The organism is Pseudomonas sp. 8AS (assembly GCF_902506505.1).
In the GTDB taxonomy this organism is placed as follows: Bacteria; Pseudomonadota; Gammaproteobacteria; order Pseudomonadales; family Pseudomonadaceae; genus Aquipseudomonas.
Genome location: NZ_LR733406.1, coordinates 4,243,023 through 4,257,678, shown reverse-complemented (window position 1 = coordinate 4,257,678; position 14,656 = coordinate 4,243,023). Strand labels below are relative to the sequence as shown.

Below are 14,656 nucleotides of genomic sequence, written 5' to 3'. Positions count from 1 at the left end.
GCGCAACGTTAATCGACGCAGGGTTAGTCGGTCCCTAAGGCGAGGCAGAAATGCGTAGTCGATGGGAAACAGGTTAATATTCCTGTACTTCTAGTTACTGCGATGGGGGGACGGAGAAGGCTAGGCCAGCACGGCGTTGGTTGTCCGTGTTTAAGGTGGTAGGCAGAGATCTTAGGTAAATCCGGGGTCTTAATGCCGAGAGCTGATGACGAGCTTTCTTTTAGAAAGCGAAGTGGTTGATGCCATGCTTCCAGGAAAAGCCTCTAAGCTTCAGGTAACTAGGAACCGTACCCCAAACCGACACAGGTGGTTGGGTAGAGAATACCAAGGCGCTTGAGAGAACTCGGGTGAAGGAACTAGGCAAAATGGCACCGTAACTTCGGGAGAAGGTGCGCCGGTGAGGGTGAAGTATTTACTACGTAAGCCCATGCCGGTCGAAGATACCAGGCCGCTGCGACTGTTTATTAAAAACACAGCACTCTGCAAACACGAAAGTGGACGTATAGGGTGTGACGCCTGCCCGGTGCCGGAAGGTTAATTGATGGGGTTAGCGCAAGCGAAGCTCTTGATCGAAGCCCCGGTAAACGGCGGCCGTAACTATAACGGTCCTAAGGTAGCGAAATTCCTTGTCGGGTAAGTTCCGACCTGCACGAATGGCGTAACGATGGCGGCGCTGTCTCCACCCGAGACTCAGTGAAATTGAAATCGCTGTGAAGATGCAGTGTATCCGCGGCTAGACGGAAAGACCCCGTGAACCTTTACTATAGCTTTGCACTGGACTTTGAATTTGCTTGTGTAGGATAGGTGGGAGGCTTTGAAGCGTGGACGCCAGTCTGCGTGGAGCCGACCTTGAAATACCACCCTGGCAACTTTGAGGTTCTAACTCTGGTCCGTTATCCGGATCGAGGACAGTGTATGGTGGGTAGTTTGACTGGGGCGGTCTCCTCCTAAAGAGTAACGGAGGAGTACGAAGGTGCGCTCAGACCGGTCGGAAATCGGTCGTAGAGTATAAAGGCAAAAGCGCGCTTGACTGCGAGACAGACACGTCGAGCAGGTACGAAAGTAGGTCTTAGTGATCCGGTGGTTCTGTATGGAAGGGCCATCGCTCAACGGATAAAAGGTACTCCGGGGATAACAGGCTGATACCGCCCAAGAGTTCATATCGACGGCGGTGTTTGGCACCTCGATGTCGGCTCATCACATCCTGGGGCTGAAGCCGGTCCCAAGGGTATGGCTGTTCGCCATTTAAAGTGGTACGCGAGCTGGGTTTAGAACGTCGTGAGACAGTTCGGTCCCTATCTGCCGTGGACGTTTGAGATTTGAGAGGGGCTGCTCCTAGTACGAGAGGACCGGAGTGGACGAACCTCTGGTGTTCCGGTTGTCACGCCAGTGGCATTGCCGGGTAGCTATGTTCGGAAAAGATAACCGCTGAAAGCATCTAAGCGGGAAACTTGCCTCAAGATGAGATCTCACTGGAGCCTTGAGCTCCCTAAAGGGCCGTCGAAGACTACGACGTTGATAGGTTGGGTGTGTAAGCGCTGTGAGGCGTTGAGCTAACCAATACTAATTGCCCGTGAGGCTTGACCATATAACACCCAAACAATTTGCTGTTTGTGTGGCTCGACAGAAGTCGACAAACCGAAAATTTGCCTGAACACGCACTACCAACTGATATCACATACCCATTCGGGGAAGCGACTAAACACCGAGTCCCCAACCGAATTGCTTGACGACCATAGAGCGTTGGAACCACCTGATCCCATCCCGAACTCAGTAGTGAAACGACGCATCGCCGATGGTAGTGTGGGGCTTCCCCATGTGAGAGTAGGTCATCGTCAAGCTCCTATCCGAAACAGGGGCTTTCGCCTTCAGAAATCCAGATCGATATCCTGAGAAATCACTACTCGCCCAGAGCAACCTGGCGCCAGGTCGAACGGCGCTCAATTGCGAGGCGAGTTTTTCAACGGAATAGGCCGACTGGAGCCTGCCGTTCTGGGGGATAAACAGCGTGCGAGCTAATAGCCGACACGAAAGCCAGCGGGCTTATCGAAGTGGTGACCAATACGGTGACCAATAATATTTTTCGAGGCCAGAAAAGAAAAAGGCCAGCACGATGGCTGGCCTAACTCTTTGTTTCATTTGGTGGGCCCACACGGACTCGAACCGTGGACCAAAGGATTATGAGTTGCCCAGAAACGCTGCAAGCCCAGTGAAATCGTGCGTAGCTTGGCGCAGGTACAGTTAGCTGAAAGCGGCGTCGTAGAGCGGGTTAAGCGTAATTGAGCGAAATGAGTAGAAGCTGGGCACTGTACCGCCAGTGTACTGTTTTTTGTACCGCGGAACGGTCAGGTTTTGCTTTCCAGTGCTCCTCAAGAAAAAGCGTTATATCGAATCTATCAGGTTAATTTATTGAATTGTAGAGCGCGTTATTGGTTTATTTTTTCTTCAAGAATCCTGGCGGTTAGGCCATCCTTGAAATGGAAAAAGCTAGCTAGCGCGAATAGTCCAATCTGACACCATCCAAGATAAAGAGTGGGCTGTGCGACCATTCCAAAGTAAAACAGCAACGATACTGCGACCAAGAAGAATCTTTTGGCTGAATATAGGCCAAATTGTCTACTGTCAGCGTGCTGATACTTAATTGCCGATCTAGACATTCTTACAGAGATTTGCCCAAATATTATGCAGGAAACTAGTGACCAGTCTGGTGCTAAGATTATTTCCGGCCAAGAGTATGCGTAGAGTTTGATCGCCACTAAAAATACAAAAGGGGTGACGATGAATACATACTCCGATGCTAGCTCCGCTAGCATGGATTTTCGTTTTTTATAAGAGGGGGTTGATTTCATGCTTTAACCCAACATCTCGATGGACTTGTATGACCCGCAAAATTTTTGCGCTTGAAATAAAGGCTTTCCCTTTTCCAGGGGGAGGCGTGTAAATTTCAAGAACTAACTCTGCCTCCATAACGTCTTTTGGGCCGATGGCTGGTATTAATCCACCTTGATATTCATCAAGCCAGGCTGTATCGACGATTCGTGCGTTGAATCGGCTGTTTGTGCTGGCGCTCAACATGGACCAGGCGCCTTTTCCTATATTGATTGGTGCTCTAACGTAGAGCTTGTCCGTACAGTTCTTCAACTCCGTACTTCCAAGAAACATATCTTTGGGGTTCGCATTGAAGCGCCAGTGGGTATTTATCTTGGTAACTTTATCACTTTCAATAAAGGTCGCAGAAGCGCTTTCTTCTGGTAGGAGTCTTTTGTTGGCTTCTGAGAGTTTGCTCAGTGCATGTGCAAAAGCTTTGCGATCAATTTTGGGGTCAATCATTTGGCCTGTTTCAGATTTTGCTAGCTCAGTTTCAAGCTTCGATGCGAGTTGATCTACTTCTTCTTCTGTGCTGGTGCTTTCAATTTCAGATAGATCCTCGGCTAGTTTAATGCTTGACTCGAAAATGGCAGTTTCGATCCAGTCTCTCAATAGTCCAGGAACTGCTCTTAGTACACTGGCTACAGATCCCGCCTCGACTTTCTCTAATCGTAGTGCAAATTCCTCTCTGTCCCCGAGACTGCTTGCCATGACTTGACCGATTGCTTGGTAGGCTTCGATGTAGCTACTCATGGCTTGGAATATTTCCGCTGGCCTCTGTCGTTCATCAGCAAAGTCAATTTTTATTTTCAGCGTCTCGTGCATTCCTAACTGCTCCCTAGAGAATATGCAGAAATGGCCAGCTGCGGTGTAAAAAGTCCGCAGAGGACGGGAGGAATTAATTATCCGCCCAGTTATTCTTCATCGAAGTAGTCGCTATCCAGCTTCGGCAATTTTAGTAGCCGCGACGTTACGCCGACTTCATGATCCATCATCAGATTTACCAGCCGACTGCCGTCTACTAGCACCATGCCTTCTACGGAGCGGGAAAAGTCGATTGCCTGGGCGGTGAATCCTGAGGTGGTGATAAACACCCCTCGCTTGGCTTTCTGGCCTGCAAGAGCGCCATAGAAGGCTTGCAGCTCTGGCCGCCCAACAGTGCCTTGCCAGCGTTTGGCTTGGACGTAGACCTTCTCCAAGCCGAGTTTGTCGAGTGAAATCACCCCGTCGATACCACCATCGCCGCTGCCTCCAACACGCTGCAGATCGTTGCGGCTAGCTCCGTAGCCAAGGCTGTGCAGCACATCCAACACGATGACTTCAAAACGGTTAGGGCTAACTTGCAGCAGGTTATCCAGCAGGTCTGCAGCCGTTGCCTCGCGTAGCTCACGTAGAGCCTGTTCCAGGCGGTCGTCAGGGCTGACAGTGGCTGAGCTGAGCGCCGAAGCAGGCTGCTCTTGTGCATCGAGCGGGATAGCGTCGGTCGGGCTCTTGAGTTTCACGTCCATAAATCCGATGGCGAGCTGTTCGACCTTCTCCGGAGGCAGAGGGCTGGGGTGCTGGGCGGCATAGGTAATGCCTGCGTCAGTCAGCTTCCAGTACCCACGCTTGGCGCTGCTGGACAGGCCGGCGCGCTTGAGGCGGTCATGGGCCCAGCCCGCACGGTTTTTGTATGTGGCTTGGCCGCTGGCAATCAGCTCTTGGCGCTGTGCTTCCGAAAGATTCAGTGCATCCGCAGCGGCTTCATGGGCATCACGTGCGGCCGCGCCTTCGGGCGTTGCGGCCAGGTAGCGCAGGATCGGCTCAATGAACTGGTCGTAGGTTGGGACGGACATTGCGACTCCAAACGCAGGATTGATGTTACGGCCGTGTGTTAAAGGCTTTGCATGGTTCGGCACTTGGGGAAAGCCGAGCATCCCCAAAACTGCTGCCCTGCTTTCGCCCCTGATTTCACGGTGCGGATCAGCAGTGCGCTGCCGCATTTCGGGCATTGCCGTTCGGCTGTCGGATCGCTACGGCGTTTGAGGTTTTGCACGTGCTCGCGGTGGGTGGCGAGGGTTGGCGCGCGGCGGCCGGTTAGCAGGGCTTGCAGCATGGCGTCGACATCAGCCTCGCTGAAGACCGGCCGCTGGAATGACTTGATGTAGCGGATAAAACCGATGCCCTGGGTCACGTTGGCCGGCACTTTGGTTTTGAAGGTGCTGCCGCCGACGAAGGTGATGACCGAGTGCAGGTGCTCGGGGCTGACGCCAAGGGTGGCTTCCAGGGCTTTGAGGTGCTTGTAGTTCTGCCGCAGCGGGTTCTGGAATTTGAAGCGCTGCTTGTAGATCTGCTGCGTCCACTGCGCCTGTTTCTCGCTGCCGAAGATCCAGCCGCTCATGTTCTTCGTTTCCAGCACGAAGATGCCGTAGGGCGAGAGGAAAACGTGGTCGATCTGCGTGGTGCCGTCCGGCGTGTTCAGGGTGACATTGAGCAGGCGGCGGTAGGTCTGCTTGTCCAACTGCCAATGGGCGAAGAGCCGCACCAGGAGTTCGCCAATATGACCCTTGGCCCAAGGCGATTTGAGCAGGCTGATCAGCAGCATCAGCGGGATAAACCAGCCCAGCGTGCCCCAGACCTGCGCGATGATCGGAGTGAAGTCCATTTCCTGTCCTAGCAATCCAGAATTAACCGGATAGTACCGAAACCTGGCGTAATGGCACTACACCATTACGGCGCGTCCGGTGCGCTGCTTGGTCGCTGCGGGGTCAGCCTTGAGCGTTTGCCGAGTGCTGTATCTGGTAGCGCGTGCTGCGCCCGCCGCCGGGCAGCCGGGCAAGGCAGCCCTTCTCGACAAGATCGCTCAGATGACGCGTGGCGGTGGCTTTCGAGACCTTGGCTACGGCCTGGTATTGGGCGGCGCTGATGCCGTTCTCGAAACCTCGCTCACCGCCATCAAGCAGGCGGTTAAGCACTTTGATCTGCTCGGCAGACAAGGCTTGGCTGCGGTGAGCCTGCCAGAAGCGTGCCTTGACCAGCACTCGGTCGATACGAGCAAGGGCCTGCTCCAGGCTCTTGAGCAGTGTGGCGAGGAACCATTGCAGCCAGGCGGTGATATCCAGCGTGCCCTTCTGGCTGGCTTCCAGGATGCGGTAATAGCCGGCGCGGTCGTCGAGGATGCTCGCCGACATGGCGTAAAAGCGGATGGCCTGCTGTTCGCCCTGAGCCAGTGCCAGGTCGGTGATGGCGCGCGTGAGGCGACCGTTGCCGTCATCGAAGGGGTGCAGGGTAACGAACCAGAAGTGCGCAATGCCGGCACGCAGAAACGGGTCGAGGCCGGCATCGCTGCGGCTGCTCTCGAACCAGGCGAGGAAGTCGCCTAGTTGCGCTTCCAGTCCGGCGCGCGGTGGCGCTTCGAAATGCACGGTAGGGCGGTCGAGTCTGCCGGAAACTACCTGCATAGGCTCTTCGCCGCGCAGCATGCCGATGCGTAGCGGGCGGGCCAGCAGGTTGTCATCGCTGGGGAACAGCCAGCCATGCCAGGTGAACAGCCGCTGCAGATCAAGCGGTTGCTGATAGGCGCGGGTGGCATCGAGCAGTAGTTCCGCCAGGCCTTCGGATCGAGAGGTGGTACGGCCTTCTTCATTCAGCCCCAGGCGCCGCGCCAGCGACGAGCGCACGGAGCCGACATTCAGCTGCTCACCCTCGATGGCGGATGAGGTGATGATGTTCTGCAGCAGGGCATCCAGGCTGCTCTGCGCTTCGGTGTCACTGCCTACGGCACCGAGCATCCCGAGCAAGCGGCCCTGCGCCTGGCTGCACGCGCGCAGCAGCGGGGCAAGTGCATCAGCTTGCCAGCTGAAATACGGCCAGTTGGGCTGCTGCCAGATCCAGAGCGGGTCGTTCATGGGGGGGGCTGCTCGTCTGTGAGCCGATTAGCGAGATTATTCGGCTCATGCGGTGAGCCGATAATGCCGGCTATTCGGCTCACTGTCTAATCCCCGAGCTGGGGGGCCTGGCTGAGCGGCCGCCTGGCCGGGTTGAATCGTCTCCGGCTTTCCAGACACTGGCCGCTAGTTTGTCACTTCGAGCTGATAGAGCCGTTCCACATCTTGCCCCGTGCATTGGGTACCGAAGGTGTTCCCGTATATCAGCACGTCATAAGTGCCGGCCTTGGAGGGGGTGCCTTGAATGATGCCGTGCTTGTCTCTTGTCTCATGGCTCAACTCCAAACCTTCAGGCAGGGGTTGAGCTGGAGCCACTAGCAGTTTGCTGACGGGAGTGCTTGCGTCGACTACATCAAGCCTTACGCTGTATGGCTGCCCAACTCTGGCAGCTGGAAGCTCCATTGGCATTAACTTTGGCTCTGGCCTGGCGGCGCAGCCGACGAGAACATTGCCAAGCATTAAAACCTCACAGCCAGAAAGCATCAGCACCAATCCGCAGATGGCGAAGAAGCTCAATCGCATACGCATTTCCTTATGCCTTACGGAATGTGGGTGAACACCCGGCCGCCAAAGATATTGTCGAGCAACTGATCTAGCGTGTAACCGGGGGTTGTTAGGTGCCCTACCATGCCCCATGAGAAAAAGTCGGAATGGGTGATTTCCTGTTCCGGCGGTGTGGCAGGTGTGATGACACCATCTGATGTTTCTGGAGTACCCTTCCACACAATCCAGTGGTTTTTCCCGACACCCCCGCCGCATCAACCATGGCCGCATTCACGAGCGACACAACGTGGTGCGTAGAGCTTACGAAACCAAGTAGTTCGAGTAAGCGATCAATGCTGATGCTGCCAAGCTGGACATTGTCGAATACAACAGATGCACCGGCTTTTACGAACAACGACTCAAGGGCGCCAGGAAAGGTAATTCCTGCGGCTTTATCATCCGGCGAGTCATAGCTTAATAACTCGTTCTCACTATCGCGCAGACTTGCCAGGGATATCCAGTCTATTGGAGGAATACGGTCGCCCGGTGCCGACTTACTAAAATCCTTAGGGTTGCAGCAGGCATGACTGGGCTTGATGTGCAGGCGGCCAATTGTCGTTTCCCCTTTCTCCCAGAGCTCTATGATGGACCGGGTATACAAGTCAGGTCTGTCCATCAGCAGCGCATAGAAGAATGCTGCGGGGCCACACAAGGATGTCCGATCCTGATCTGGGTAGGCAGGGAGGCGTATCTGACTGGTAGTCGACCTGCCGTGTGCGCGTGCAACTCGCACACGAAGTTGCTCAATAATCTGCTGTTTCTCGAACGGGTCACCTGGGCTTCCCATCGGGTAGTCACGATCGTTGAAAACACGCTCCTTGGTGATTGAGCACTCTAAGTCGTCCAGGATCTTTTCGGCAGCGGCAGCTCGATCAATCGCCGGTGCAGGCTGGTCCATGGGAGCAGCTGGTTGTGTGGGTTGCACCGCAGGGGGCGTAGCTAGTGGCTGGCTCGTTGGCGCTGCAACTGGAACTGCGGCTGCTGTCAGCGCCAATGGGGTTGGCGCGGTGAAAGGTGCGGTTACTGGAGAGTCACCGATGATCACGCTGCCTGAGCCGCCGATGATCACGTTGCCATGACCGCCCGTACTTCCAAGTGTCGCGGCTGGCAGGCCGTTGATCAGTACAGTACTTGCTACAGCGCCCACTATCGGGCTGCCGCAGGCTGACGTATCGCTCATCCGTGCAGCCGGCAGGTTATCGAAGAAGACGTTCGGGGAACCCGTTGCGATGGGGTTTGTGCCATGCCCAGGCACTGGGCAAGAGGTGGGGTCAGTTTGGCGAGCCGCCGGTTTTCCGCTCATGGTGAATCTCCCTTGATGACGCAAGGGCCGATCCTACGCGTGTTGCTCGCCTCGCTCCTGCTGCTTTTGCCGAACTGAGCGAGGGATCACTGTTCGCCTGAAGACCAGAGGTCGCACTGTACCGATTTGTACCTTTGGACCATAGGACTGACCCAGATGCCACAACCGTAGAAAGCGAAAAGCCGCGCAGTGCGCGGCTTTAAAGGTGGTGGGCCCACACGGACTCGAACCGTGGACCAAAGGATTATGAGTCCTCTGCTCTAACCAACTGAGCTATAGGCCCCCAGAAGGCGGGCGGATTATACCGGCGCCCTTTCGCTGCTGCCAATCGATAAGGGGCCAAGGAAGTTGCTGGCGAAGGACTCCGCCGAGAGCGGCCGGCTGACCACGTAGCCCTGGATCTGCTCGCAGCCTTCGCTGCTGAGGAAGATCTCCTGGGCCTTGGTTTCCACCCCTTCGGCGATCACGGTCATCTGCAGGCTGCGGCCGAGGGCGATGATGGCGCGGGTGATGGCGGCATCGTCGGGGTCGCCGGGCAGGCCGCGGACGAAGGATTTGTCGATCTTCAGGATGTCCAGCGGCAGGCGCTTGAGGTAGCTGAGCGAGGAGTAGCCGGTGCCGAAGTCGTCGATCGCCAGCTGCAGGCCGAGGGCCTTGAGTTCGTGGAGGATGCCCAGGGCCTCTTCGGCCTGGGTCATGATGAAGCCTTCGGTGATTTCCAGTTGCAGGCGGCTGGCGTGCAGGCCGTAGTCGCGCAGGGTGTCGGCGATGCGCGCAGCCAGTTGCGGTTGGCGCAGCTGGCTGCCGGAGAGGTTGACCGACAGCGGGCCGAAGGGCGCATGGCTGTCCTGCCAGGCACGCATCTGCCGGCAGGCTTCCTGCAGGACCCAGTCGCCGAGCTGGAGGATCATGCCGTTCTCTTCGGCCAGGGGGATGAAGCGGTCCGGCGGGATCTCGCCGAACACCGGGTGGCTCCAGCGGATCAGTGCCTCGGCACCAATCAGGCGGCCGCTGCTCAGGCTCATCTTGGGCTGGTAGTGCAAGCTCAGCTCGTCACGTTCGATGGCGCGGCGCAGTTCGTGTTCCAGGGTCATGCGTTCAGTGGCCTGGAAGGTCAGGCTGCGGGTGTAGAACTCGATGCGGTTGCGCCCCTTGGCCTTGGAGCTGTACATGGCCGCGTCGGCATTCTTCACCAGGGTGGCGACGTCGCTACCGTCTTCCGGGAACAGGCTGATGCCGATGCTGGCGCTGATGAAAAACTCGTGGTTGTCGACCTGGAACGGCGCATTGAAGCAGGTCAGCAGCTTGGTCGCGACGCGTTCGGCATCCCGTTGCTGGTGCAGGCCGGGGAGCAGGACGATGAACTCGTCGCCGCCCAGGCGTGCCACGGTGTCGACGTCACGCAGCTGTTCGCGCAGGCGCTGGGCGATGCTCTTCAGCAGGGCGTCGCCGACCGGGTGGCCGAGGCTGTCGTTGATGTGCTTGAAACGGTCGAGGTCGAGGAAGACCACGGCGCCCTGCTGGTTGTCCGAGCGCGCATCGTTGAGCGCGGCATTCAGCCGGCTCTCGAACAGCAGACGGTTGGGCAAGCCGGTCAGCGGGTCGTGGTGGGCCTGGTGGTCGAGGCGCGCCTGGGCCTGCTTGAGGGTACTGATGTCGGCGAATACGGCGACGAAATGGGTGATGACGCCGTCGGCATTGCGCACTGCGCTGATGGTCAGCCATTCCGGGAACAGCTCGCCGTTCTTGCGCTTGTTCCAGATCTCCCCTTGCCAGTGGCCGACGGCGGAGAGCTGGTGCCACATGGCGGCATAGAAGGCGCTGTCGTGCTGGCCGGAGGACAGCAGGCGCGGTGACTGGCCGAGGGCCTCCGCCTCGCTGTAGCCGGTGATCTCGCTGAAGGCGCGATTGACCGCAGTGATGCGCTGATCGGTGTCGGTGATCATTACCCCTTCGGCGGTGTTTTCGAACACGGTGGCGGCCTGGTGCAGGCGTTCCTGCATTTGCTGGTGTTCGGTGATGTCGCGGGCGATGGTGAGGATGCATTGCTCCTCGTCGACCATGATCAGCTGTGCCGACAGCTCGGTGAGGCGCAGTTGCCCGTTCCGGTTGCGGATCCAGGCGAACGGCTTGCGCGCCTGGCCATGCTGGCTCAGCTGTTCGATCATTTGCAGGCGATCCTGCGGGTTGCTCCACAGGTCGAGCTGCAGGGTGGATTGGCCGATGGCCTGCTGGCCCTCGTAGCCGGTGATGCGGCTGAAACCCTCGTTGGCTTCCAGTATGCGGCCATCCTCCAGGCGGGTGATCAGCAGGCCGTCCGGCGAGGCGTGGAAGGCCTTGGCGAACTTCTCCTCGGAAATCTTCAGTTGCTGCTGGGTGCGCTTCAGTTCGGTGATGTTGCGCACTGCGACGATCAGCGCCTGGTTGCCGTCGATAAACACCGGCTGGGCCGAGATCAGGCCGCTGAACAGTTCGCCGTTGCCGCGCCGGAACGGCATCTCGAGGTTGCTCAGCGCCTCGCCCTGCAGGCGAGCGAGCAGCTGTGGGCCGATGCCGGGCAGGCCCCAGATATCCAGCTCGGTGGCGGTCTTGCCGACGGCCTGGGCGGCGGCAATGCCGAACTCCTGCTCGAAGGTCTGGTTGACCTCCAGCAGCACGCCGTCGCTGCGCCGGGTGATCACTAGGATGTCCGGGCAGTTGTGGAATACCGAGGTGAACTTCTGTTCGGACAGCTGGCGTGCCTGTTCGGCTTGCTTGGTGTCGCTGATGTCGATCATCAGGCCGCGCAGGATCTGTTTGCCGTCCTGCTGGATCGGCGTGACGATATCGCGGATCCACACGACCCGGCCGTCGGCCGCCAGCATGCGGTAGTCGAGGCTGTGGGCGCGGCCTGCCAGGCTCTCACTGACGCAGTAGTTGAGGGCGGACTCGGCGTCGTCCGGGTGCAGCGTGCGCTGCCAGAAGCCCGGCTCCAGCCAGTCGTTCAGCGGGTAGCCGAGCAGGCGTTCGGCGTGCGGGGAAACGTAGGTGAAACAGTAGTCGTCCAGGCGCATTTCCCAGGCGATCGCGTTGAGGCTTTCGACCAGGCCGCGGTAGTGCTGGGCACTGTTGCGCAGCTGCAGTTCGAGCGCGTGGCGCCCGCGGATCTCCTGGCTCAGGCGTCGGTTGATGCGCAGCAGGGTGGTGAGGATCAGGGCCGCGGCCAGCAGCGCCGGCAGGCCATAGATCAGGGCCTGCTGCCAGAACTGCCGGTGGTCCAGCACGCCGCCGATCCAGGGCTCCTGCAGGGCTTCGATTTCCTTGGCGCTGAGTTCGGCGAACAGCTTGTCGAGAATGCCGATCAGCACCGCCTGGCTATGCGGTGTGGCCATTGCCAGCTGGTAGCGATAGGGCGTCTCGCCGCTGACGTAGAGGCCTTCGAGCTTGAGCTGGCGCATGCTCCAGACGCTGGAGGCGAGGTCGCCGACCAGGGCGTCGGCCTGGCCAGTGGCGACCGCTTGCAGGGCGGCGCTAACGCTGGCCAGCGGCAGCAGGTTGAGGTCCGGATGGCGGCTGCGCAGCAGCTCGTGGGGGGCGTAGTCCTTGACCACCGCGACTTTCAGGCCGTACAGCTGCTGCAGCGTGTGCGGCTGGGCACCGTCGGCGTGGGCGATGATGACGATCGGGAAGTCGAGGTAGGGGCGGGTGAAGGCCAGGTCGCGCTGGCGCTCCGGGGTTGCCATCACGCCTGGCAGCAGGTCGAGCTGGCCGCTCTTGGCGCTGTTCAGCAGTTCGCTCCAGCTGCGTGGTTCGACCGGCACCAGGTCGATCTCCAGGCGTTCTTCGATCAAGGCCACATAGCTGGCGCTGAGGCCCTGGTAGTGGCCCTGCTCGTCGCGGAACTCGAAGGGCGGCCAGGAGGCGTCGACGCCGAGGCGCAGTTGCGGGTGTTCGGCCAGCCAGGCTTGCTCGGTTGCGCTGAGGGTGAGCGCGTGCGCCGGGCTTGCCCAGTACGCCAGACACAACAGGAGAATGGCCAGCCAACGCGACATGCAGGCGGTTTCCGCAGCAAGGGATATTGGTGCAGTGTAGCCGGGCGTGGCATGGGACAGAAAACAAAACCCCCGGTTTGGGCCGGGGGTTGTGCTTTTACTCGTCGAGGAAGGAGCGCAGGTGCTCGCTTCGCGTCGGGTGGCGCAGCTTGCGCAGCGCCTTGGCTTCGATCTGGCGGATCCGCTCGCGGGTCACATCGAACTGCTTGCCGACTTCCTCGAGGGTGTGGTCGGTATTCATGTCGATGCCGAAGCGCATGCGCAGGACCTTGGCTTCACGGGCGGTGAGGCCGGCCAGCACTTCGCGGGTAGCTTCCTTGAGGCTTTCCACCGTGGCTACGTCAATCGGGGACTGCATGGTGCTGTCCTCGATGAAGTCGCCCAGGTGCGAGTCCTCGTCGTCGCCGATCGGGGTTTCCATGGAGATCGGCTCTTTGGCGATCTTCAGTACCTTGCGGATCTTGTCCTCGGGCATTTCCATGCGCTCGCCCAGCTCTTCCGGGGTCGGTTCGCGCCCCATCTCCTGCAGCATCTGGCGGGAGATACGGTTGAGCTTGTTGATCGTCTCGATCATGTGCACCGGAATGCGGATGGTGCGCGCCTGGTCGGCGATCGAGCGGGTGATCGCCTGGCGGATCCACCAGGTGGCGTAGGTCGAGAACTTGTAGCCGCGGCGGTATTCGAACTTGTCCACCGCCTTCATCAGGCCGATGTTGCCTTCCTGGATCAGGTCGAGGAACTGCAGGCCGCGGTTGGTGTATTTCTTGGCGATGGAGATAACCAGGCGCAGGTTGGCCTCGACCATCTCTTTCTTCGCCCGACGGGCCTTGGCCTCGCCGATGGACATGCGGCGGTTGATGTCCTTGATTTCGGCGATGGTCAGGCTGGTGTCGTTCTGCAGGGCGATCAGCTTCTGCTGGCAGCGCAGAATGTCGGCCTGCAGGTTGCCGATGGCCTCGGCGTACTTGGCCTTGCCCTTGGCCAGGCCGGCGGCCCAGCTCTCGTCGACTTCGTGGCCGGGGAACAGCTTGAGGAAGTCGGCACGCGGCATGCGCGCATCACGCACACACAGCTGCATGATGGCGCGTTCCTGGGCGCGCAGCTGCTCCAGCGAGCCGCGCACGCGCTCGACCAGGGCATCGAACTGCTTGGGCACCAGCTTGATCGGCATGAACAGCTCGGCCAGGGCGAGCAGTTCGGCAATTGCCTGCTTGCTGCTGCGGCCATGCTTCTTCAGGGCCTTGCGGGCTTTCTCCAGCTGCTCGGAGACGGCAGTGAAACGGCGCAGGGCTTCTTCCGGGTCCGGACCGCCATCGCCTTCTTCTTCGTCGTCGCTGTCGCTTTCTTCTTCCTCGTCATCGGCGGCTTCGGCGGCCGGCGCGGCGGTTTTCAGATCGACCGGGACTTCTTCGGCCGGCAGGCTGCCGTCGTCCGGATCGATGTAGCCGCTGAGGATGTCGGACAGGCGGCCACCTTCGCTGGTGACGCGCTGGTAGTCGGCGAGGATGCTGTCGACTGTGCCCGGGAAGTGAGCGATGGCGCTCATGACTTCGCGGATGCCTTCTTCGATGCGCTTGGCGATTTCGATTTCGCCTTCGCGGGTCAGCAGCTCCACGGTGCCCATTTCACGCATGTACATGCGCACCGGGTCGGTGGTGCGGCCGATATCGGTCTCCACGGCCGCCAGGGCGGCTGCGGCTTCCTCGACGGCCGCCTCATCGGTGTCGGCCTCGGCCAACAACAGGGCATCCGCATCCGGGGCAGTCTCGAATACGTTGATCCCCATGTCGTTGATCATGCGGATGATGTCTTCCACCTGTTCCGGGTCGGAAATATCCTCCGGCAGGTGGTCGTTGACCTCCGCGTAAGTCAGGTAACCCTGCTCACGACCGCGGGCGATCAACTCTTTCAAACGAGATTGCTGTTGCGCTTTTCCGGACATAACACCCTATCCATTGAAGGTCTTGGCGGGCAAAAAACAAGCC

7 protein-coding genes, 1 tRNA gene, 2 rRNA genes and 1 pseudogene (1 of these 11 running past the window's edge) are annotated in these 14,656 nt (G+C 59.0%); 2 read left to right on the top strand and 9 right to left on the bottom strand.

What is annotated here, in order from left to right; genetic code table 11:
• Positions 1 to 1,588 (top strand): 23S ribosomal RNA (locus tag GV001_RS19950) (it extends 1,304 nt beyond the left edge of the window).
• Between the two features lie 137 nt (positions 1,589 to 1,725).
• Positions 1,726 to 1,841, top strand: a 5S ribosomal RNA gene (gene rrf, locus GV001_RS19945).
• Positions 1,842 to 2,826: 985 nt separating this feature from the next.
• On the opposite strand, the gene GV001_RS19940 is transcribed toward rrf, so the two are convergent.
• The 9 genes and pseudogenes from GV001_RS19940 to rpoD form a co-directional block, all read right to left on the bottom strand.
• A complete protein-coding gene (locus GV001_RS19940; protein ID WP_160083077.1) occupies positions 2,827 to 3,693 on the bottom strand; it encodes a hypothetical protein in 867 nt (288 codons plus the stop codon).
• Positions 3,694 to 3,782: 89 nt separating this feature from the next.
• Positions 3,783 to 4,703, bottom strand: coding sequence for a restriction endonuclease (locus GV001_RS19935; protein ID WP_160083075.1), 921 nt, complete (start codon positions 4,701 to 4,703; stop codon positions 3,783 to 3,785).
• Between the two features lie 38 nt (positions 4,704 to 4,741).
• Complete coding sequence (locus tag GV001_RS19930) at positions 4,742 to 5,512, bottom strand: nuclease-related domain-containing protein (protein WP_160083073.1); 771 nt, start codon at positions 5,510 to 5,512, stop codon at positions 4,742 to 4,744.
• A gap of 103 nt (positions 5,513 to 5,615) precedes the next feature.
• The gene (locus tag GV001_RS19925) at positions 5,616 to 6,755 is read right to left on the bottom strand and encodes a Fic family protein (RefSeq protein WP_160083071.1); all 1,140 of its coding nucleotides are present in this window, start codon (positions 6,753 to 6,755) and stop codon (positions 5,616 to 5,618) included.
• Between the two features lie 165 nt (positions 6,756 to 6,920).
• Entirely contained in the window at positions 6,921 to 7,316 is a 396-nt protein-coding gene (locus GV001_RS19920) for a putative Ig domain-containing protein (RefSeq protein WP_160083069.1), read from the bottom strand.
• A gap of 1,024 nt (positions 7,317 to 8,340) precedes the next feature.
• A pseudogene (locus tag GV001_RS20235) lies at positions 8,341 to 8,640 on the bottom strand (PAAR domain-containing protein); the annotation flags it as partial.
• A 206-nt stretch (positions 8,641 to 8,846) separates the two neighbouring features.
• Positions 8,847 to 8,923: transfer RNA gene (locus GV001_RS19905), tRNA-Ile, on the bottom strand.
• 16 nt (positions 8,924 to 8,939) lie between these two features.
• A complete protein-coding gene (locus GV001_RS19900; protein WP_160083067.1) occupies positions 8,940 to 12,671 on the bottom strand; it encodes a bifunctional diguanylate cyclase/phosphodiesterase in 3,732 nt (1,243 codons plus the stop codon).
• A gap of 97 nt (positions 12,672 to 12,768) precedes the next feature.
• Positions 12,769 to 14,613: an RNA polymerase sigma factor RpoD gene (gene rpoD, locus GV001_RS19895; protein ID WP_160083065.1), complete on the bottom strand. Its 1,845-nt coding sequence runs from the start codon at positions 14,611 to 14,613 to the stop codon at positions 12,769 to 12,771.
• Between the last annotated feature and the right edge of the window lie 43 nt (positions 14,614 to 14,656).

Coding starts and splice junctions, on each gene's coding strand:
- GV001_RS19940 (WP_160083077.1), bottom strand. CDS start 3,693: ATGCACGAGACGCTGAAAATAAAAATTGACTTTGCTGATGAACGACAG.
- GV001_RS19935 (WP_160083075.1), bottom strand. CDS start 4,703: ATGTCCGTCCCAACCTACGACCAGTTCATTGAGCCGATCCTGCGCTAC.
- GV001_RS19930 (WP_160083073.1), bottom strand. CDS start 5,512: ATGGACTTCACTCCGATCATCGCGCAGGTCTGGGGCACGCTGGGCTGG.
- GV001_RS19925 (WP_160083071.1), bottom strand. CDS start 6,755: ATGAACGACCCGCTCTGGATCTGGCAGCAGCCCAACTGGCCGTATTTC.
- GV001_RS19920 (WP_160083069.1), bottom strand. CDS start 7,316: ATGCGATTGAGCTTCTTCGCCATCTGCGGATTGGTGCTGATGCTTTCT.
- GV001_RS19900 (WP_160083067.1), bottom strand. CDS start 12,671: ATGTCGCGTTGGCTGGCCATTCTCCTGTTGTGTCTGGCGTACTGGGCA.
- rpoD (WP_160083065.1), bottom strand. CDS start 14,613: ATGTCCGGAAAAGCGCAACAGCAATCTCGTTTGAAAGAGTTGATCGCC.